Annotated in this window: 17 protein-coding genes, 1 tRNA gene and 1 pseudogene; 11 read left to right on the forward strand and 8 right to left on the reverse strand. The window is 64.0% G+C overall.

All coding sequences use genetic code 11. The features are described from left to right. The 11 genes from AC0J5K_RS08255 to AC0J5K_RS08305 all read left to right on the forward strand — a co-directional run bounded on the left by AC0J5K_RS08255 (window position 1) and on the right by AC0J5K_RS08305 (window position 10,961). Entirely contained in the window at window positions 1–684 is a 684-nt protein-coding gene (locus tag AC0J5K_RS08255; protein WP_274562207.1) for a hypothetical protein, read from the forward strand. Further along, a complete protein-coding gene (locus AC0J5K_RS08260; RefSeq protein ID WP_274562205.1) occupies window positions 681–1,271 on the forward strand; it encodes a hypothetical protein in 591 nt (196 codons plus the stop codon). Before AC0J5K_RS08255 ends, AC0J5K_RS08260 begins: the two co-directional genes overlap by 4 nt. Then, a complete protein-coding gene (locus AC0J5K_RS08265; protein WP_274562204.1) occupies window positions 1,268–1,705 on the forward strand; it encodes a DUF6950 family protein in 438 nt (145 codons plus the stop codon). The genes AC0J5K_RS08260 and AC0J5K_RS08265 overlap by 4 nt, the downstream gene beginning before the upstream one ends. Next, window positions 1,683–3,935, forward strand: coding sequence for a phage tail protein (locus AC0J5K_RS08270; protein WP_274562203.1), 2,253 nt, complete (start codon window positions 1,683–1,685; stop codon window positions 3,933–3,935). Before AC0J5K_RS08265 ends, AC0J5K_RS08270 begins: the two co-directional genes overlap by 23 nt. 14 nt (window positions 3,936–3,949) lie before the next feature. Continuing rightward, entirely contained in the window at window positions 3,950–7,537 is a 3,588-nt protein-coding gene (locus tag AC0J5K_RS08275; protein WP_274562201.1) for a cell envelope integrity TolA family protein, read from the forward strand. Between the two features lie 17 nt (window positions 7,538–7,554). Next, on the forward strand, window positions 7,555–7,821 hold the full coding sequence (locus AC0J5K_RS08280) for a hypothetical protein (RefSeq protein ID WP_420398640.1): 267 nt from the start codon (window positions 7,555–7,557) through the stop codon (window positions 7,819–7,821). A gap of 286 nt (window positions 7,822–8,107) precedes the next feature. Beyond that, window positions 8,108–8,851: an NlpC/P60 family protein gene (locus AC0J5K_RS08285; protein ID WP_274565499.1), complete on the forward strand. Its 744-nt coding sequence runs from the start codon at window positions 8,108–8,110 to the stop codon at window positions 8,849–8,851. Window positions 8,852–8,853: 2 nt separating this feature from the next. Then, on the forward strand, window positions 8,854–9,219 hold the full coding sequence (locus tag AC0J5K_RS08290; protein ID WP_274565498.1) for a hypothetical protein: 366 nt from the start codon (window positions 8,854–8,856) through the stop codon (window positions 9,217–9,219). Between the two features lie 118 nt (window positions 9,220–9,337). After that, window positions 9,338–9,655: a hypothetical protein gene (locus AC0J5K_RS08295; RefSeq protein WP_274565497.1), complete on the forward strand. Its 318-nt coding sequence runs from the start codon at window positions 9,338–9,340 to the stop codon at window positions 9,653–9,655. Beyond that, entirely contained in the window at window positions 9,652–9,918 is a 267-nt protein-coding gene (locus AC0J5K_RS08300) for a hypothetical protein (protein WP_274565496.1), read from the forward strand. The genes AC0J5K_RS08295 and AC0J5K_RS08300 overlap by 4 nt, the downstream gene beginning before the upstream one ends. Before the next feature lie 176 nt (window positions 9,919–10,094). After that, on the forward strand, window positions 10,095–10,961 hold the full coding sequence (locus AC0J5K_RS08305) for a hypothetical protein (protein WP_274565494.1): 867 nt from the start codon (window positions 10,095–10,097) through the stop codon (window positions 10,959–10,961). Between the two features lie 50 nt (window positions 10,962–11,011). Here the strand turns inward: AC0J5K_RS08305 and AC0J5K_RS08310 are convergent, their stop codons facing one another. The 8 genes and pseudogenes from AC0J5K_RS08310 to AC0J5K_RS08345 all read right to left on the reverse strand — a co-directional run bounded on the left by AC0J5K_RS08310 (window position 11,012) and on the right by AC0J5K_RS08345 (window position 18,400). After that, window positions 11,012–11,494 (reverse strand): DUF6471 domain-containing protein, encoded by a 483-nt coding sequence (locus AC0J5K_RS08310; RefSeq protein WP_274565493.1) that lies wholly within the window; start codon window positions 11,492–11,494, stop codon window positions 11,012–11,014. Window positions 11,495–12,108: 614 nt separating this feature from the next. Beyond that, a tRNA-Gly gene (locus AC0J5K_RS08315) sits at window positions 12,109–12,182 on the reverse strand. 141 nt (window positions 12,183–12,323) lie between these two features. Continuing rightward, entirely contained in the window at window positions 12,324–12,866 is a 543-nt protein-coding gene (locus AC0J5K_RS08320; RefSeq protein ID WP_274565502.1) for a fasciclin domain-containing protein, read from the reverse strand. Window positions 12,867–12,896: 30 nt separating this feature from the next. Beyond that, window positions 12,897–13,454 (reverse strand): annotated as a pseudogene (locus AC0J5K_RS08325) (fasciclin domain-containing protein); the annotation flags it as partial. 149 nt (window positions 13,455–13,603) lie between these two features. Next, window positions 13,604–14,137 carry a cytochrome P460 family protein gene (locus AC0J5K_RS08330; protein ID WP_048531880.1) on the reverse strand — a complete coding sequence of 178 codons (534 nt, stop codon included), beginning with the start codon at window positions 14,135–14,137 and terminating at the stop codon, window positions 13,604–13,606. A gap of 95 nt (window positions 14,138–14,232) precedes the next feature. Next, on the reverse strand, window positions 14,233–15,072 hold the full coding sequence (locus tag AC0J5K_RS08335) for a class I SAM-dependent methyltransferase (protein ID WP_274565492.1): 840 nt from the start codon (window positions 15,070–15,072) through the stop codon (window positions 14,233–14,235). Between the two features lie 30 nt (window positions 15,073–15,102). Beyond that, the gene (locus AC0J5K_RS08340) at window positions 15,103–17,154 is read right to left on the reverse strand and encodes an ASKHA domain-containing protein (RefSeq protein WP_074835711.1); all 2,052 of its coding nucleotides are present in this window, start codon (window positions 17,152–17,154) and stop codon (window positions 15,103–15,105) included. Between the two features lie 88 nt (window positions 17,155–17,242). Beyond that, window positions 17,243–18,400: a CaiB/BaiF CoA transferase family protein gene (locus AC0J5K_RS08345; protein WP_048531875.1), complete on the reverse strand. Its 1,158-nt coding sequence runs from the start codon at window positions 18,398–18,400 to the stop codon at window positions 17,243–17,245. Window positions 18,401–18,411 lie beyond the last annotated feature (11 nt).

Genomic DNA, 18,411 nt, shown 5'->3' on the forward strand with positions numbered 1-18,411 from the left:
ATGAAGAGGGATATCATCACGCTCCCGCGCAGCATCATGCGCCTGCTGAGCTGCGATTGGACGCCTGACTGGCGCGGTCAGAGCCTGGGGGACACCTCGGACGGCGTGTCGACGGCCATCTACAATGCCTTCCCTCGATGGACCGGGTCACCGACTGTTTACCTGCGTCGAGAGGCAATCCTTCAATGGCGGGCGATCCGTGCCAGTGCCCAGGGGCGCAGGCATATCTACCGCGTTCCGATGATCGACCCGCTGGGATTTGACTGGCGGAGTGCGGCAGGCCAGCTCGGCTCGAGCGGCGTGTCGTTCTCTGGCGGGCAGTCGTTTGCCAATGGCGTGGGCTATGCCTATGTGCCCGTAGCGCTGGCGGTTGGCGCCTTCGCGGCGGGGGCCGGCGAGATTACGCTCGACGTCTCGCTCACGGGCGTGGCGCCGAAAGTTGGGCAGATCATGAGCGCCGCGGATTGGCCGTTCATGGTGACCAGCATCCTTTCTCAGAACGGGACGCAATACAGCGTCACAATCGAGATGCCTCTCCGGGCGCCTTTGGCCGACGGTGACCCTATCCGCCTGGAGGGCGTCGGCCTGTTCGAGGCTGTCGAGGAGGGGATGGGAAACCCGGTCTATACGCGGAACCACGTCGCGCGCCCTCAAATGAAGTTCCAGGAGGTTCTCAACCGATGAGCTTCTTTCCCGAAGACTATGACCCCCGCGACCCGGTCGGCGGGCTGCTGCATCTTGTCGAGGCCGATACGCCGGACGGCACCCATCGCTTCCTGCTGCACACCGAGGGCGTGTTCACGGACTCCTCCGGAAAGAAGTGGGTCGGATCCGAAATGGTGCGCGACGAGGCGCTGGGGTTCGGCATCGGCGGCACCGCCAAGGCCTCGAGCATGACGCTGGGCTTTATCGAGGACCCGGCGGATGACTTCGACCTGATCGGCAAGCTGCGCGAGCTGGGCGCCGGTTACGTCAAGGGCTACGCGCTGCGCCGCTACGTGCAGCCGATCGGCGCGATCTCCGAGCTCTACGCGCCGCAGTTCGCGCCACAGCAGGTGGCCGAGGAGGTGATGGATCACCTGACCTTCAACGCGCCCGACGCGCTCAACCGCTCGATCACCATGCATCTCGAGGGCGCCTTCCGAGTGCGCGGCGGCGCGGCCCGGCGGGTCTACAACACCACCGATCATGCCCGGCAGCTGGGCGCGCCAAACCCGAGCTACGAGTTCATCCCGACCGAGCCGCGCGAAGAGAAGGTCTTCGGATCATGAACCTCCTGAGCCTGACCCTGCAGCGCTGGACGGCGCGGCCGCATGTCTGGGGGCAGGATGACTGCATCCTGGCGCCGCTTGACTGGGTGAGCGCGGTGAAGGGCGACGGCGTCGATCTCGCCGCCGACCTGCGCCTGACCTATGAGGATTTCGCCAGCGCGCAGAAGGCCTACCGTTTCTTCACCGATCCGCTGCCGCTGGCCGAGAACTACCTCGAGCGGCGCGCCGGGCTCTCGCGGGTGGCCGAGGCCCGGCGCGGCGACGTGGCGCTCTTCAAATACCCGGGGCAAGGCGGGCGCATCCTGCCCACCGCCGGCATCTGCGTCGGCCCGCAGCTCTTTGCCTGCCGCGCCGATCCCGGCGTGCTGGCAGCCCGGCCGGGCACACTCATTGCCGCATGGGGAGTTGGCTATGCCGATCAAGCAGCTGCGTAAACGCGCGCTCGCCATGGCGATGGTCTGCACCACGGCGCTCACCACGCCCTCGCAGGCCGCGGCCGAGCCGGTGACCCTCTTCTTCCAGGGCTTCCTGGCGGCGACCGGGTTTTACGGGGCCGCAGGTGGCGCCGTGGCCACGGCGCTTGGCGGCGCGGCGGCGGCCGGAGCGGCGGTCGGCGGCTTACTGTTCGGGTCGCTGGCGGGGCGGGTGCTGCTGTCGCTGGCGCTGTCGGCCGTGGTCAACCTGCTCACGCCGCAGCCGGAGATCCCCAGGCCTTCGGCGCAGTTTGCGAATTACGTGCAGCCGATTTCGCCCTTCGAGCGGGTCTATGGCGAAGTAAAGAAGGGCGGCGTGGTGGCCTTCCGTTCGGGGATACGGGACAAGCAAAAGCACATGGTGATAACCGTCGCCGCGCATCCCTGCGAAGGGCCGCAGGCGCATTTTCTCGATCTGCGCGAGGTGACACTGGCCAAGGGCTCGGCCTTCGACGGCGTGATGCTGGATCACGAGGTCATCACCAAGCCCTACAAATTCGACGATCCCCCGCGCAGCCGGGTCAGCATCCGCCCCTTCACCGGCGGAGCGGGGCAGGTGGCCGATCCGATCCTGGTCTCGACTTTCACTGAGTTCACCGCAGCGCATGACTTTGCCGGGCACAGTGGCGTGGCCTACTACTGCCGCGAGGTGCCGCGGGAGGATTTCCTCGAGGTCTACCCCTCGGGTCGCGAGGCGGTCTACACCGGCATCTGGCGCGGCTGGAACGAGATCTACGATCCGCGCAGCGATGCCACCGGCTGGTCGCAGAACTGGGCGCTCTGCCTCGCGCATGAGCTGGTGACCGTCTGGGGGCTGGACGTCGACTGGGACCGGGTGGCGGTCGAGGCGGACATCTGCGATGCGCTGGTGACGAACGGAGACGGCGGCACCCAGACGCGCTGGACCTTCAACCACACGTTCACCGACGATCAGGATTTCCAGACCGTCATCGCGCAGTTCCTCGGCGCCGCAGACGGCTATCTCTGGCAGCGCCCCGACGGCAAGGTCGACTTCTACGCCGGGCGCTGGATGGCACCGACCCTGGCGCTCGAGGCGCGGGATTTCTTCAGCTGCCAGGTGGTCGACGGCAACCATGGCCTCAACCCCAAGACCGAGTATTTCGCCGAGTACCGCGAGCCTGACAACGGCTATCGCGAGACACCCTCGGCGGCCTGGGTGGTCGATGCCGAGGCGGGGCGCAATGCCCAGCAGCTGGCACTCTATCCGATTGACAGCCACAACCAGGTGCTTCGGGTGCTCAAGCCCCTGGCCCGGGCCGAGCGGGCGCGGTTCAAGATCACCGGCACCATCGGGCTGATCGGCTACGAGCTGATCGGCGGGCGTGACAATGACGCCGGCGGCACCGCCGGGCTGGCGCATCGTTTCGTCACCGTCTCGCACCCGGTGCTGGGTGAGGATGTGATCTGCGAGGTGGCCAGGGTCGAGCGCAATGCTGGCGGCAATACCTTCACCGTCGAACTGATCTCGACCGCCGAGGAGGATCGCCAGTTCGTGGCAGCCAGCGAAGAGCCGGCGCGGCCGAGCTACAATGCGGCGGACGTCGAAGGCACCGATCCGATCGACACGATCGACGATCTCACCGGCACGGCGGTCAGCGGCACCGGCGGCGTGGCGCAGATCAACTGGACCTGGACCGCGCCGGACAGCAGCTTGAGCCCGGACCTGCGCCTGCGCGAACAGGGCGGCGACTGGCAGCTGGTCATGCTGCCCTCCGGTACTGGCGGCTTCTTGCAGACCGGTCTGATCGACGGCGCCACCTACCAGGCGGAAATCCGGTGCCGGCACCGGTCAAACCGCGTCGGAGAGTGGCGGCCGCTGACGCCGGTCGAGGTGGTGGCGGTGGCCAATACCACGGCGCCCGCCGCGCATGTCCCGGGCAGCTTCGCGCTGAGCGAGACCGGCGGCGATGTCACGGTCGACTTCGAGGCGCCGCACGACGAGGTCTACTACGCCACGCGGATCCTGCGCGCCGTTTATGCCAGCGCGCCCGGCTCCTACGACATCGCCGATGCCAACCTGGTGCGGCTGGAATACGGGCTGCCCGGGCAGGTCGACAGCTGGGAAGACACGGCCGTCACGGCGGGCCATCACGCCTACTGGATCGTGCCGATCAACGCCTCGGGCGTGGCCGGGCCGACCTCCGGGCCAGAGACAATCGACACAGTTTAGGAAGAGGCAGAGAGATGCTGGAAACCACCGAAACACCGCGCGCGGTGTGGCGCGGCAACCCCGTGCAATCCGACCATCAGCCGGATCCAGAGCGGATCGTGGCTCTGCTCGACGAGATTCTCGCCCTCGCCGCCAGCGCCACCGACCTGAGCCTGGTCACCGGCGCCCTGAGCTGGCAGGGCGTCTGGGATGCCGATGCCAACAGCCCGGCCATTCCGGCAGCCGCGGCCGGGAACAGCGGTCATGTCTACTGGGTCGGCACCGCCGGCAGTACCGCGCTCGACGGCATCAGCGATTGGGCGGTCGGCGATTACATCGTCTCGGATGGTTCGGAGTGGTCGCGCATCCGGATTGATGTTGGCGTGGTGTCTGTTGCGGGCAAAGCCGGCGCCGTCGTCATTGAGGCCGCCGATATTGACGACAGCACCGCCGCCGGGCGCGCGCTGTTGACGGCGGCCGATGCCGCAGCACAGCGCGCGGCGCTGGCACTGGCTGCGGTTGCGAGCTCTGGCGACAGTGACGACTTGACCGAGGGCGCGACCAATCTGCTGATGACGACTGCAGAGCGGACCAAGCTCGCGGGGATTGAGGCCGCCGCCACGGCCGATCAGACCGGTGCCGAGATTAAGGCCGCGTATGAGGCCGAGGATGACACCAACGCGTTCACGGATGAGGAAAAGGCCAAGCTTGCAAGCGTAGCCGCCGGCGCGACGAAGGCGGCCCAATCTGACCGCCCTGGCGATAACCCCGACGCCTTCTCGGCGACCTATACGGGCGAAGGTGCTGACAAGACGCCCCTCTCGGGCGGCGCGGCCGTATCCGGCGCGGGGCTGGCCTACGTCCAAGCCGGCGCTGGTATCGTCGCTGCGCGAAACCCGGTGGCGCTGAATAATGACGTGATCGAGTTCACGGCGCGTTTCCGGCGCACGTCGAACCCGGCTGACCCGAACAACCACGGGATTCTGTTGCGCGTGGCTTGGCTAGATGAAGACAAAGCGCTGATCGGCTCCGTCGCGACACTGGCAACCAAATCCGACGCGCTCACGTCTTCCGGGCTGGTCGAATTGTCGGCGCGGGTCTCGGCTCTCGCCGTCGAAGATGTGACCGCGCCTCCGTCCGGTACGATCTATGCCTGCCCATTTATCCAGACCTATGGCGATGACGGCACCACGGCAATCGAGACGCTGCGCACAACTGAGGTCACGGACCTGCATGTCCTCGAAAGCGCGGACCTATCACAGCTGATTGCCGACGCGGAGGCGGCGACGGCGGCCGCCAATACCGCAGCCGACCTCGTCGCGACCGAAACCCTCGACACGATGGCTGACGTGGCACTCTACACCCGCGCCGCTGGGGTGGGTTCTGTTGTGCTCAAGGGAGGCTATTCCCGAGGGGACGGTCTGGGCGGCTCATGGGTCTATGATCCGGATGGGATTGAGGTCACGGCCAGCCCGCCCGAGTTGCTGATCGGCGCGGACGGCGACAATTACCGGATGGCTTCTGCCAATTTGGTCTACCGCTCCAAGCCCGACCTCGCCACGCTCGCCGCCGCGACGGATATCGCGGAAGGACAGACCGTGCGCGTCACCTCCGGCGACAACAACGAGCCGGAAATTTTCATCAGTGTTCCCGCCAGCACCTACACGGCCAACGGGTCGACTGTCATCGATGGCGTGAGCGTGCAGTTTGTGTCGACGCGGATGAAGTGCACGTCAGCCCCCGAAGTATTTGCCGACACGCGGGGTTATTCTCATGTGCCCGTAGGTACCAAGATCACTGGCGGGGATTTCGCCTATGAAGTCAAGGTGCTTGGTACTGCCGAAGGAGGGGCCACCGGCTACCACAAGGCCAACGCAAGTGGTGTGCTGCTGCGTGTTATTCCCCATGACGATTTTGGCTGGCACGTGGACGCATTCGGCGCGGCTGGCGACGGGTCCACGCTCGACCGCCTGGCGATCTACACGGCGTCTCAGGCGATCCAGGCGGCGGGTGGCGGCAAGCTGACATTCGGCCAGGGCAAAACCTATATCATTGGTGAGCAGACGTTTACCGGCGATACGACGGACAGCCGGGCCTACGCCTACCTGAAAAACATCTTCATCGAAGGCGGCGGCACCGGGAACTATGTGATCGAGGGCAATGGCTCGATCCTGAAGTTCGCGGACGGCCTGGCATTCGGGGCGCATGATCCGGTGACTGGCGCTGCAGCCGCGTCGGAAACGCAGGGGATCAACAATAGGTCGGACATCGGCTTTGCCATTTACGTGGCGAGCTGTGACTCGATTGTCATCCGTGATCTGGAAATTGACGGGAATATGGCGAACCTGTCGCTCGGGGCCTCCGGCACGTATTCCTCGCAGGGGGATCACGACGGCATCAGGCTTTCGAGCAATAAGGCATCCCTGGTCCAGAACGTCTATTCCCACCACTGCTGCCGCGACGGTGTATATACCGCCAGGGGCGGCACGGCATATGGCGATCCGGCATGGCCTGTGCTGTTGCAGTCTGTCCATTCGGAATATAACGGGCGGCAAGGCTGGAGCCATGTTGGCGGCGTGTCGGCCATGGCGCAGTCGTGTTCGTTCTCGTTCACCGGGCGCGGCGGCTGGTCATCCGCGCCGGGTGCAGGCGTTGACATCGAGCCGACCAGCTCGCTGAACGTCTCGGTCCAACTGGTGGAATGCCACCTGCTGGAAAACGCGGGCATTTCTTTCGCCGCCAACAGCGGTGACAGCTTCCATGTGAAAATGACCGGCGGGATGATTGTTGCTCTGGACAACTACGCGCTCAGGGTGGACAAACCGGGCTTCGTCTTCGAGGACGTGGTGATTGTCGGCGTGGTCCTGGTGGGTGCAGGCAGTGCCAACCCGCATGACGCAACACGGTTTATCCGTGGTGTCATTACGGACAACACTGCGAAATACTACAACGGCAATCCTGTCACGTTTGCCGCGTCCCACCTCGTCAACAGCGGGACCGTGGGCAGTGGTCACAATGTTCTTTATGAAAGAACCGTGATTGACGCTCAAAGGTACACCCTTGGGTATTTCACCGATGGCGCGATCCTGGACCGTGTTCATTTCATCTATCGGGGCGGTACCGAGTGGCTGGGAAACAAAGCCGCGGTGCTGCAATACGGCGGCGGTACAAACCCGGGCAAGATGATTTCCTGCACGATCATTGACGACATTCAGGGGACGCGCCCTGTTGATGGCTATTTCGTAAACTTCAGAAATATTGCCGTCGATGCAATGATCGGGGCCAACAACATCATCAGCGCGACTGGAAGCATTCGCTGGAAATCCTGGTCCACGGGTGCCGGGGGGCACACTGGGGTCCGCATCGAGCAATATAACGATGTGCCACAACCCGTTGTCGAGCAGCTGCTCATGTACCTAGGGAACTTTGAAAGGCGCGGCGACTACTACCAGCGCGTTTTCTATTGGTCGGGGGCGCCTGCTGACGGCTCGGCGGTGCGGGTCGGCGACATTGTATTCAATCGCTCAGCAGGCGCGGGAGGCAAGGCAGCCTTTTTCTGCACTGTCGCGGGCGATCTTGGCTCAACCGCAGTTCTGAACCCCTGGGGCGCAATCGACTCCTAAACCACGAGGGCTACACTATGGCAATTCAAGCAGAAATCATGACCAGCTTCGGCGAGGTGCGTGATTGTTATATCCGCCTCAACAACGTCGAGGCCAGCAACCACGGGGCGGCCTCGCGTGCGCTTTTCCGGGCGTTTCTGTCTCAATCGGCCTTCGAGAGCCGCGCACAGTACGTGGCCGAATTCCTGGTTGAGTTCACACCGGATGTGTCTGAGCCGATCTGGCCGCAGGCTTATGCGGCACTGCTCGAAAGGGACGAAATCAATGATCCGACGGACGCGTAGATCAGGGCTTCGGGACGGCGGTGTACAGCTAATGCTTCCGCCGATCCCGCCGCTGCTTCGCCCGCTCCGATCTCCGTGGATTTCGGTTTTTTTCATGAGCCTAACCTTCGCACTTTGGCTGGGCTTGCCCTGGCTTGGGGCGGTGCTTTGGAGAGTGTGCGAGGGCTAGAGGCCAGCGCCAGCAGCTTGATGAGCACGACCACTGCGCGGCGTCGTTTCGGCGCTGCTTTCTCAACACCTGACGCCCGCCATCGCGCGGGCTTTCCTATGCGCGAAGGAGGATTCCATGGCGCTCGACAAAGACCTCATCACGGCCACCCAAACGCGGCTGGCGCAACTCGGCTTCTACCGTCTCAGGATCGACGGCGTGGCCGGCACCGGCACCGAAGACGCGGTGATCCGTTTCAAGGAGGCCAATGGCCTCCGCGCCCGCGCCTTCATTGGCCCGGTGACGTCGCGCCTCCTGTGGTCCGACGCGGCCAAGCCCTGGGCCGCTCCGGCCGATGCGTCGGGCCTTCCCTGGCTGGCAGAGGCGCGGGCGCTGCTGGGCACGCGGGAGGTGGCGGGCAAGGGCAACAATCCGGTCATCATGAAATGGGCGATCGATCTGGATCAATGGTACACCGGCGACGACGTGCCGTGGTGCGGACTGTTCGCGGCGCACTGCATGGCCGCCGGAGCGCCTGACGAGCCGCAGGACTTCAACCGCCTCGGCGCGCGCAACTGGCTCGAGTATGGCCGTGACGCGCTCGACGGTGCCGACCCGGAACGCGCTGACCTTCCTCTCGGCGGCGTGGCGGTGTTCTGGCGCACGCACAAAACCAAGAGCTGGAACGGCCACGTGGCCCCGGCCATCACCGGCGCGAACAAGACCCACCTTCGCGTCATCGGCGGCAATCAATCCGACAACGTGACCGAGGCGTGGTTCCCGCGCTCTCGGCTGCTCGGAGTCCGCTTCCCTCACGGGTTCGACGCATCGAAACCGGCGCCATTCGCGGCGACCGGCAACCTTTCCACATCGGAGGCATAGCCATGAACGACCTTCTTACGACATTCGAGCCGCAGATCCTCGAAATCCTCGGCATGATCATCACCGTCCTGATCGGCCTGGCCGCGGCGCAGTTCCGGCGCTGGACGGGTATCGAGATCGAGGCGCGACACCGCGAGGCGCTGCATTCGGCCATCATCACCGGCGTCAAGCGCGCGATGCGCCACGGCCCCGACCGGGCGGTGCAGGAGTGGCGCGATGCTGCCGTGACCTATGCGAAGGCCTCTGTACCTGACGCGATCCGCAAGCTGGTGCCCGGTGACGGCATTCTCGACAGCCTGGCCGAGCGCTACGTGCTGGAGCAGATGGAGCGCGTGGGGCTGGGACGCCCTGACGAGCCGGTGCTGTAATAGCGCCCAACCTGCGGCACCGGGCAGGGTTGCCGCCCGCACCCGGTGCCTGACCACACGATAGATTGGGAAATCGCATGGCTGAAAACACAATTCGAGCGCCGGGAATGATTCTGCAATGACGGCTTTGGAGTGGATGCGCCAAATCCTCGCATCAGCACCCGAACAAATCAGCGCGTTGTGCCTCAGTGGCGCGGCTGGGGCCTACGTCCGAGCGGTCTTCGCGCCGCAGTCGTCGTGGCGGCGACGTCTGGCCGAAGGCTTTGCTGGCGCGCTCAGTGCGATATTCCTCGGCGGCCTGGTGGGGCACCTGATGGACCGGCTGACGGACGCCGGAACCTGGGCCTATCTCGCCGCCGGTTTCGTCATGGGTGAGGGCGGGATCGCCGCCGTCCGTGGCGTGCGCAAACTCGTCTTGAAGGATCCTCGGGAATGAATTGGCTGCTGATCGCGAACAACGTCACGAGCGTGGCAATGGTGCTGTCCTGCTGGTGGCTGGCTCACCAGTATTCACGGGTGAAGCCGCCGGGGCGCGCTATCGCCGCGGCATTCTCGCTCTTGGGGCTGAGTACGCTGTTCACGCTGCTGGCCCGCAATCTGGGCGTCCCGGTCGAATGGCCTATCGTGGTGTCCAAGGCCATCCTGGCAATCGGGCTCGGCCTGATTATCGTGCGGCGTAATCGGCAGGGGCAGAGGTAGCGAGACATGCGATTGACCAAGACGCAGAAGCTAGAGGCGCTGGCAGCGCGCTTTTATCAGGGGGTGGAATGGGTGCCAAAAGCTGGTGACCTATACACCACCAGCCGCGCCGATTTAGAGGTGTATCGGGTTATTTCCGGCCTTATGTATCAAACGCACCAAGCGGGGTGTGAGCGATGATTGAGGTATTAGCGGTTATCTGCCTTCTTCCTGTTTTTCTTCAGGACTTCAATATGTCTAGCAATGCGCAGGTCTTCCCTTCCATCAATATTGACACGATGACGAGTAAGGGGATTGATTGCGCCGAAGTCCCCGACGGAACCGTAAGATATAATGAACTCAGCAAAGCTGGATTGCGGCTTGCAAAATATGTCCCTGTAAAACAAGACTACTTCAACTTGTGCCAACAGAGGATTAGGCGCGGTGTTTGCCCTTCTCTCCATCACTCCGATGAATTCGAACTGCTCACGCCTGTATTCACTGGATGCGAACTCAGCGAGCGAAGCGTTAACCCATATTGGAGTTTCCTGCGCCAAGGATTGCTGGCAAGGCTCATTATAGAAAAACACAACGCAAGCGCTAAACTCACATTCTTTACTCGGAGAATTACCGGAATTCTTGGCGGTAAGGTCAAAATTGATGCCATTCCTAGAGAGGCTCACGCCCATCTTACATTCACCGATACCCATGTAGGCCCTGGCTTGAGCCTCCCCAATTTCGCGCGCGTCAGCAGCCATGTCCCGGGTGACTTTGAGCGTTCTCCAAACGAAGAAGACCCCGAAAAGAGTTATCAAAGTCAACCAGCAAGTAACGATGAGCATACCGAATGCCCACGCGGCCATATCCTGTTGGGCTTTCAGATCATATTCGGCCTGCTTTACGCTGCCGTCAGCGCTTATGTTGTCGGCGAGACAAGTAAGCCAGTCGATAATGCCTCTTTCCGCCACGATGGGTCGGCAGGAGCCTACGCTATGCTGGGCGGTATCGGCGTAATACTCGGCTGCGCTTATGCGTTCGTTGGATTTATCTTCTTGGTAGGCTGAGAATATGTCCCAAGAATATTTTCCGGCGACCCCGACTAGAGCTAAAATTGCTAATCCAAGTGCAACTGCGATGATCCAACGGCGTTCAGACATTGCAACATAAACGCCGCCGAAAACTTCCCACGGGATAGCTTGTTGGCGACGTTCGCCTCTTTCTCACTGATTCCAATATCTGCCAGCTTTTCAACAAGCTGAGCGTAAGTCACCCCCTTGCGTTTCAACTCAGCTTTGAGAAGGCCTGCGGCCTCAAGCCGCCTAAGCGCCATATGCACCCGCTGACACGCGCTCCTGCGGGTGATGCCGGGAAGTGCCTCTTGCATCCTGTCCGATATCTTGCCGGTCAGGCAGGGGCCTTCTGACAGCGCACCCAATACCAACCTGCGGCTCTGCCCTCTGCGCATCTGGCGGTCGTAGACACGCCTTACAGGCAGGGGCACGCCTCGCATGTTCAGCAAGGCTTCTGCTGCATCAGCTTGCTCACCCCGGGCCTTGTATAGCGCCAGCAGCGCGTTGTTGATTGTCCTGTCCTGCATGGGCCAAGGATGATTCACATGGGCGCGTTTTGCAGCTATGATCTTGGTGCGTTTGATACATAAGGCCGGTTATTTCCGTTGAAAACGGGGTGGTGACCACTGAGTACACCGAGAACGGCGCAGCCCCTTCCGAGTGGCCCGAGGCTGAATTTCTGACTGAGGGTTTCGGCCCCAAGCGCGTATGGGTTCCGCCCTATGTGTTGTCCAAATAGGGACGACCCTTGGCCTCACCACCCCACGGCGCTATCTGCGCCCCATGCTGATCCTCTATTTTCAATGCGCGGCCTGCGGTGCCGAGAACGACATCCCCGCGCCACCTGAGAGCCACGCCATGACGCGGGACGCCATCCTGCGGCGGTGCCAATGCAGGCGCTGCGGTCACGTCGGGGCGTCGGATATGCGACGGTACTGGAACGCCGGGGCGAACGCATTGGATGGGGCAAGGGACGGGGAGTGAGTGCGGCTCTGCTCTGGGGATTACTCTGGGGGTCGTGTTCCAGAATACCCCCAGACGTTCCCGATTTTTCCTATGTCGGTTCTTGAGTGGATTGCCCGCCACTCGCCTAAGTGCGCTGTAAGTCGTTGAAACACAGCCGTAATTTTTCTTGATGGATTGGAGCGGGTAACGGGAATTGAACCCGTAACTTAAGCTTGGGAAGCTCGCGTGATACCTTTTCACCATACCCGCGCTCTGGATCGTCGAAATAGCGCAGAGCGCGACGCTCTGCAAGAGCCATGGCGCAGGATCCGCATCCGGCAGCCGGCACGAAAAAGCCGCCCCGGCGTTGCGGGGCGGCCCTTTGTGCTCTGTGAGTGGCAAGATCGGAGATCAGCGCGGCAGGAGCACGCCTTCGACCACATGGATGACACCGTTCGATTGCATGACATCGGCCTGGGTCACCTCGTAGGCATTGCCGTTTTCGTCAAAGATGAACACCCGATTGCCGGCCGTCACCTTGGCCGAGAGCGCATCGCCCGAGACCGCCGCGAAGTGATAGAAGTTGTCGCGGCTCTTGCGTGCCTCGCGGATGATGTCTTCGGCGGTCCAGCTGCCGGCCACCACATGCGCGGTCAGGATCTTGGTCAGCTGGTCCTTGTTCTCGGGCTTCAGCAGGGTCTCGACGGTGCCGTCGGGCAGCGCGGCAAAGGCGTCATTGGTGGGGGCAAAGACGGTAAAGGGGCCGGGGCCCGACAGGGTTTCGACCAGACCGGCGGCCTTGACGGCGGCGACCAGCGTGGTGTGATCGGCCGAGTTCACCGCGTTTTCGACGATGGTTCTGCTGGGGAACATCTTGGCGCCGCCCACCATCGGAACATCGGCGTCCGCCATTTCCATCGCCGCATCGGTTTCCATCGCCGCATCGGTTTCCATAGCGGCGTCACTTTCCATCGCCGCATCCTCGGCGGGCAGAAGCACGGTGTCGATGACATGGATCACGCCGTTCGATTGCTTGACGTCGGCGATGGTGACGGTCGCGGTCCGGCCCTGTTCGTCCTCGATCATGATCTTGTCACCCATATAGGTGGCTTGCAGGGTACAGCCGCCCACCGTCGAGACCGGATGGGTGCCACCATCGTCGTCGATCATGCCCTTGATCGCCATCGACATCGCATCGGCGGCCACCACGTGGCAGGTCAGCACCTCGGTCAATTCGTCCTTCATGCCAGGTTGCAGCAGCGCCTCGACGGTGCCGTCGGGCAGGGCGGCAAAGGCGTCGTTGGTGGGGGCAAATACGGTGAACGGTCCTTCGCCTGACAGCGTTTCGACCAGCCCGGCGGCCTTGACGGCGGCGACAAGCGTGGTGTGATCGGCGGAATTGACGGCGTTTTCGACAATCGTCTTGTCGGCAAACATCGCGGCGCCGCCAACCATCGGGTTTTCGGTTTCGGAATGGCTTGCGGCGAAGCCGGCAGTCGCCATGCTGGCGGCGAGCGCGGTCGCGGAAAGAATACGTGTCATGAAGGTGTCTCCCTTTGAAGTCGCCGCACCGTCATCGGCGCGGGATGCAAGGAAGTACGGGATCACCAACGAATTAGTTTACCTGGATCACGGTTACGTGATGCCGCGTGTCCCGCAGCGTGACGCCGCGAGACCGCGCTGGCGCGGAGTTACGGGGTAATCGCCGCATTGGTAAAGAGATAGTTGTCGGACCCGGAGTGACAGGCGATGCAGCCTGCATCGGCGCCCTTGGCCACCCGTCCCGCCAATTGCATCCCGGCCGGGTTCTGATCAAGCGTGCCGTCGGGCAGGTATTTCACCCAGAACCAATCCTGATTGTCCGCGTCATACCCTTGCTCGCGGCGGAACATGACGGTGATCGATCCGAGATGCTCTTCGGGCGCGGCCTGCACCTCGTCGGCCGAGACGCCCGCCGGGCCGTAGTTGCGCTTGACGATCAGCGTGCCGGTATGGCCATCGACGGTGCCTTCGGTGAAAAACGTCTCGAGCATCAGGCCATGCGGTTCGATACCCTCATAGGGGATCGCGTGGATCATGCCGTCGCCGACCATCCGCAGCTCTTCCATCACGCTCCAGAGATCGGCGGCATAGGCCGCGTCGGCCTCGGTGCCGAACGGCGCATCCTGCGCGTTGGCGGTGGCCGCGGCCGCTGCGAGCGCCAGAGCGAAAATATGTTTGGTCATCTCAGTGTCCTCCCTTTTGATTGCACCGATAATCTAGCGCTTTCGGCCGGTCGGACCCTGTCACGATTTCTCACCCGCCCGTGTGTCGGGGCAACTCAGGCGGTGGCAGTGATCAGGTGAACCTCGCAGGGCAGGGTAATGCCGGTTTCGGTCTCATAGGGGGGCAGCGCCGCCGCGATGCCGTCGACGATGACCCGGCGGTCCTCGGCGTCACCTTCGTGGTGGCGCAACAGAAACGATGCAGGCCCTAGATTGCCGGCCAGTTCGGCCACGTCGCGCGGCGTACCGGGCGGGCGGATCGGGATATTTTCGGTGACAGACCCCACGTCGGAAAACCCCGCGGCGGAGAGGATATCCCGCACCCGCGCCGCATCGCGAAAGGCCGTGGGGCCGGGGGCGGTCGGCTCGGCCTCGGGGGCCGGGCCGAGGCGGGCGGCGGCGATCCCGGCGGGGATCGCGAACCAGGGGATATGCGCCGGATCGCCCCAGCAGGCAAAGGCCAGACGCGCCCCGGGCAGCATGGCGCGGCGGATATTGGCAAAGGCGGCCTCGGGATCGGCAAAGAACATCACGCCGAACCGGGAAATCACCCGGTCGAACCGCGCGCCGCCAAAGTCATGCGTCTGCGCATCGGCCCGCAGAAAATCGATCCTGTCCGCGCCGGCAAAACGTTCGCGTGCCCGTGCCAGCAGCGGCGTGGAGATATCCGCCCCGGTAACATGACCGGTCGGCCCGACACGGGCCGCCGCCGCTCCGGTTGTCGCCCCGGCGCCACAGCCGATATCGAGCACCCGCTGGCCCGGCGCCAGCGCGGCCAGGGCGAGGACGCGGTCGAGCACCGCTGTCATCGAGGCGTCCATTGCCGCCTCATGGGTGATCCACTTGCGGCCCGCGTCGCTGCTCCAATAATCGGCCTGGGCGTCGTTGTCGGACATCTGCATTCTCCTGTTGCGCCGGCCCCGGGATCAGCCGCGCCGCCGGCGCCGCCGGCGGCCACCGCTTTCGCCATCGTCGCCGCCGGTGTTGAAGCTCACGTCAGGCAGGGTGACGTGTTTGAGCAGTTCCGGGAACGGATCGGTGGCATGCGGGATGGCATTGGCATTGACGAAATGCTCCTGGAATTTCGGCTCGATGGCGGTCTCGACCTTGGTGATCTGGCGCACCACCCGCTCGATCTCCTTGCGCGCGGCGATATTGCAGAGGGCGATCCGGGCGCCGGTGCCGGCGGCGTTGCCGGCGCTGGTCACCTTGTCGAGCGGCACGTCGGGGATCATCCCCAGCACCATGGCATGCAGCGGCGAGATATGCGCGCCAAAGGCCCCGGCCAGCACCACCCGATCCACCTTGTCCACGCCGCGGGTGTCCATCAACAGCCGCGCCCCGGCATAAAGCGCTGACTTCGCGAGCTGAATCGCGCGGATGTCGCCCTGGGTCACGGTGATGCGCGGCCCGCCCTCGGCGCTGGCGTCATGGATCAGATAGGCATGGGTGCGGCCCTCGGGGACCGAACGTGGGGTGCCGGTCTTTTCGGCGCCGCCAATCAGCCCCGAGGGATCGACAAGGCCCGCCAGCCGCATCTCGGCCACCGCCTCGATGATGCCCGAGCCGCAGATGCCGGTGATGCCGGTGGCCGCCGTGGCCTCGGCAAACCCTTCCTCGTCGGACCAGAGATCGCAGCCGATGACGCGAAACCGCGGTTCCTTGGTCTCGGGGTCGATGCGGATCGCCTCGATCGCGCCGGGGGCGGCACGTTGGCCGGAAGAGATTTGTGCGCCCTCAAAGGCCGGCCCGGTGGGCGAGGAACAGGCCAGAACCCGGCTCTTGTCGCCCAGCAGGATCTCGGCATTGGTGCCGACATCGACCATCAGCGCCAGATCCTCGGATTTGCCCGGCTCCTCCGACAGCGCCACGGCAGCCGCATCGGCGCCGACATGGCCGGCGATGCAGGGCAGCACATAGGTCTTGGCGCGCGGGTTGATGGCGGTCAGGTCGAGTTCCTTGGCGTCGATCCGCAATGCCTCAGACGTCGCCAGCGCAAAGGGCGCTTGTCCCAGCTCGACCGGGTCGATGCCCAGCAGCAGGTGGTGCATCACCGGGTTGCAGACAAAGACCGTCTCGACAATCAGGCTGGCGTCGATCTCGGCCTCTTTGGCGATTTCCTCGGCCAGCGTGTTCAGCGCCTCGCGCACGGCGGCGGTCATCTCGACCTCGCCGCCGGGATTCATCATCGCGTAGGACACCCGGCTCATCAGGTCTTCGCCAAAGCGGATTTGCGGGTTCATGATGCCCGAGGATGCCTTGACTTCGCCGGTCTCGAGATCGGTCAGATGCGCCGCCACGGTGGTGGAGCCAAGGTCGATCGCCAGCCCGTAAAGCCCGGCCTCATGCAGCCCCGGCCAGATGTCGATGACGGTGGATCGCGCGGCCCGATGATCGTGATGCAGCGCCACGGTCACCCGCCAGTCGCCCTTGCGCAGAACCTTCTGAAGTTTGCCTATCAGGCTGAGGTCGGCGCGCAGGCCCTTGATATCCCATTGCTTTTCGAGCGCGCGTTCCAGCCGCTCGAAATCGCCGGTGGGTTCATGCATGTCGGGCTCTTCGACCTCCACGAAGAACAGCCGGGTGGCCGGATCCATGAGGATGGCGCGGGCGCTTGCCGCTTTGCGCACCACCTGCTTGTGCACCTGGCTTTCGGGCGGCACGTCGATCACCACGTCGCTCTGCACCGTCGCCTGACAGCCCAGCCGTCGCCCCGGTTTCAGCCCGCGCTTCTGGTCATAGCGCTCTTCGACGGCGTTCCACGCCGACAGCGCATCGGGCGCCACGGTCACGCCATGTTTGGAAAATTCGCCCACCCCCGGGGTGATCTGGCACTTGGAGCAGATGCCGCGCCCGCCGCAGACCGAATCCAGATCGACGCCCAGCTGCCGGGCGGCGGTCAGGATCGGTGTGCCGGCGGCAAAGCGGCCGCGTTTGCCGGAGGGGGTAAAGACGACAAGGGGATCTTGGGAGGACATGGGATTCTCTTTCGCGCGTTTGGCGCGACTATAGGCACGACAGGGCTGAGTAAAAGGCCCACAAGCGGCAAGCGCCGCCGCGGATACGTCAGCCGCCGGTGTCGTCCTCCAGCCAATGCAGGATTTCGCCGCGATTGCCGTCGAGATCGGGGGCCGGGCGTCTTGTGGTACGGTCCTCCATGCCGGAGAGCTTGATCGGGTTGCCGGCGGCGGTAAAGGCGTGGCGACCGTTGCGGTCGAGCACGTCGACAACCATCCTGCGCGCCTCGATCTGCGGATCCTTGAGCACCTGGGCCACATCCTGGATCGGGGCGGTCGGAATGCCGGCGGCGCCGAGCTTGGCGATCCAGAAGGCGGCGGTATTGTCGAGCGTCACCGCCTCGATCAAACGTTTGAGAAGGCGGGCGTTTTTACAGCGGGCCGGGTTGGTGGCAAAACGCGGATCCTCGGCGATCGGCAGGGCGAGGCAGACGCAGAGCCGCTCAAAGAGCTGGTCGTTGCCGGCGGCGATCACAAACAGCCCGTCAGAAGCATGAAAGGTCTCGAACGGGGTGATCGACGGGTGCCGTGCGCCGGTCCGCCCCGGCGGTGTGCCGGTGGCGGTGGTGATGGCAATGGCATGTTCGAGAATGGCGAGCTGGCTGTCGAGCATGGCGACATCGATCTTGCGGCCCTTGCCGGTGGTCTCGCGGTCGAACAGCGCCGCCAGCACGCCCTGGGTCAGATACATGCCGGCCACGATGTCGCCGATCGAGGCGCCGACGCGCACCGGGTCGCCGCCGGCTTCGCCGGTGATCGACATCACTCCGCCACGCGCCTGGGCCACCATGTCATAGGCCGGACGCCGGGCATCCGGCCCGGTGTGGCCAAAGCCCGAGACCGCGCCGTAGATCAGCCGGGGATAGGCGGCGTGCAGATCGCGCCAGCCGTATCCCAGCCGCTCCATCACCCCGGGGCGGAAATTCTCGACAATCACGTCGGCGCGCGCCAGCAGCCGGTGAAAGACCGCGCGGTCGTCCTCGGCCTTGAGATCGAGCGCGATGCTTTTCTTGGAGTGATTGAGAGCCGAGAAATAGGCGCTCTTGCCATCCTTGAAGGGGGGAAAGGCGCGGGTGTCATCGCCGCTGCGGGGCCGTTCGACCTTGATCACCCGCGCGCCCAGATCGGCCAGCGTCATGGTGGCGAAGGGCCCGGCCAGCACATGGGTCAAGTCGAGCACGGTGACATTGGCAAGCGGATTGGGCATGGGCGAATCCC

Source organism: Marinovum sp. E3, assembly GCF_055755275.1.

What these genes read in the sequence shown, in the direction of transcription:
- AC0J5K_RS08285 (WP_274565499.1), top strand. Translation starts at nt 8,108, where the DNA reads ATGGCGCTCGACAAAGACCTCATCACGGCCACCCAAACGCGGCTGGCG.
- AC0J5K_RS08255 (WP_274562207.1), top strand. Translation starts at nt 1, where the DNA reads ATGAAGAGGGATATCATCACGCTCCCGCGCAGCATCATGCGCCTGCTG.
- AC0J5K_RS08305 (WP_274565494.1), top strand. Translation starts at nt 10,095, where the DNA reads ATGATTGAGGTATTAGCGGTTATCTGCCTTCTTCCTGTTTTTCTTCAG.
- AC0J5K_RS08340 (WP_074835711.1), bottom strand. Translation starts at nt 17,154, where the DNA reads ATGTCCTCCCAAGATCCCCTTGTCGTCTTTACCCCCTCCGGCAAACGC.
- AC0J5K_RS08345 (WP_048531875.1), bottom strand. Translation starts at nt 18,400, where the DNA reads ATGCCCAATCCGCTTGCCAATGTCACCGTGCTCGACTTGACCCATGTG.
- AC0J5K_RS08320 (WP_274565502.1), bottom strand. Translation starts at nt 12,866, where the DNA reads ATGGAAACCGATGCGGCGATGGAAACCGATGCGGCGATGGAAATGGCG.
- AC0J5K_RS08290 (WP_274565498.1), top strand. Translation starts at nt 8,854, where the DNA reads ATGAACGACCTTCTTACGACATTCGAGCCGCAGATCCTCGAAATCCTC.
- AC0J5K_RS08265 (WP_274562204.1), top strand. Translation starts at nt 1,268, where the DNA reads ATGAACCTCCTGAGCCTGACCCTGCAGCGCTGGACGGCGCGGCCGCAT.
- AC0J5K_RS08270 (WP_274562203.1), top strand. Translation starts at nt 1,683, where the DNA reads ATGCCGATCAAGCAGCTGCGTAAACGCGCGCTCGCCATGGCGATGGTC.
- AC0J5K_RS08260 (WP_274562205.1), top strand. Translation starts at nt 681, where the DNA reads ATGAGCTTCTTTCCCGAAGACTATGACCCCCGCGACCCGGTCGGCGGG.
- AC0J5K_RS08330 (WP_048531880.1), bottom strand. Translation starts at nt 14,137, where the DNA reads ATGACCAAACATATTTTCGCTCTGGCGCTCGCAGCGGCCGCGGCCACC.
- AC0J5K_RS08300 (WP_274565496.1), top strand. Translation starts at nt 9,652, where the DNA reads ATGAATTGGCTGCTGATCGCGAACAACGTCACGAGCGTGGCAATGGTG.
- AC0J5K_RS08310 (WP_274565493.1), bottom strand. Translation starts at nt 11,494, where the DNA reads ATGCAGGACAGGACAATCAACAACGCGCTGCTGGCGCTATACAAGGCC.
- AC0J5K_RS08295 (WP_274565497.1), top strand. Translation starts at nt 9,338, where the DNA reads ATGACGGCTTTGGAGTGGATGCGCCAAATCCTCGCATCAGCACCCGAA.
- AC0J5K_RS08280 (WP_420398640.1), top strand. Translation starts at nt 7,555, where the DNA reads ATGGCAATTCAAGCAGAAATCATGACCAGCTTCGGCGAGGTGCGTGAT.
- AC0J5K_RS08335 (WP_274565492.1), bottom strand. Translation starts at nt 15,072, where the DNA reads ATGTCCGACAACGACGCCCAGGCCGATTATTGGAGCAGCGACGCGGGC.
- AC0J5K_RS08275 (WP_274562201.1), top strand. Translation starts at nt 3,950, where the DNA reads ATGCTGGAAACCACCGAAACACCGCGCGCGGTGTGGCGCGGCAACCCC.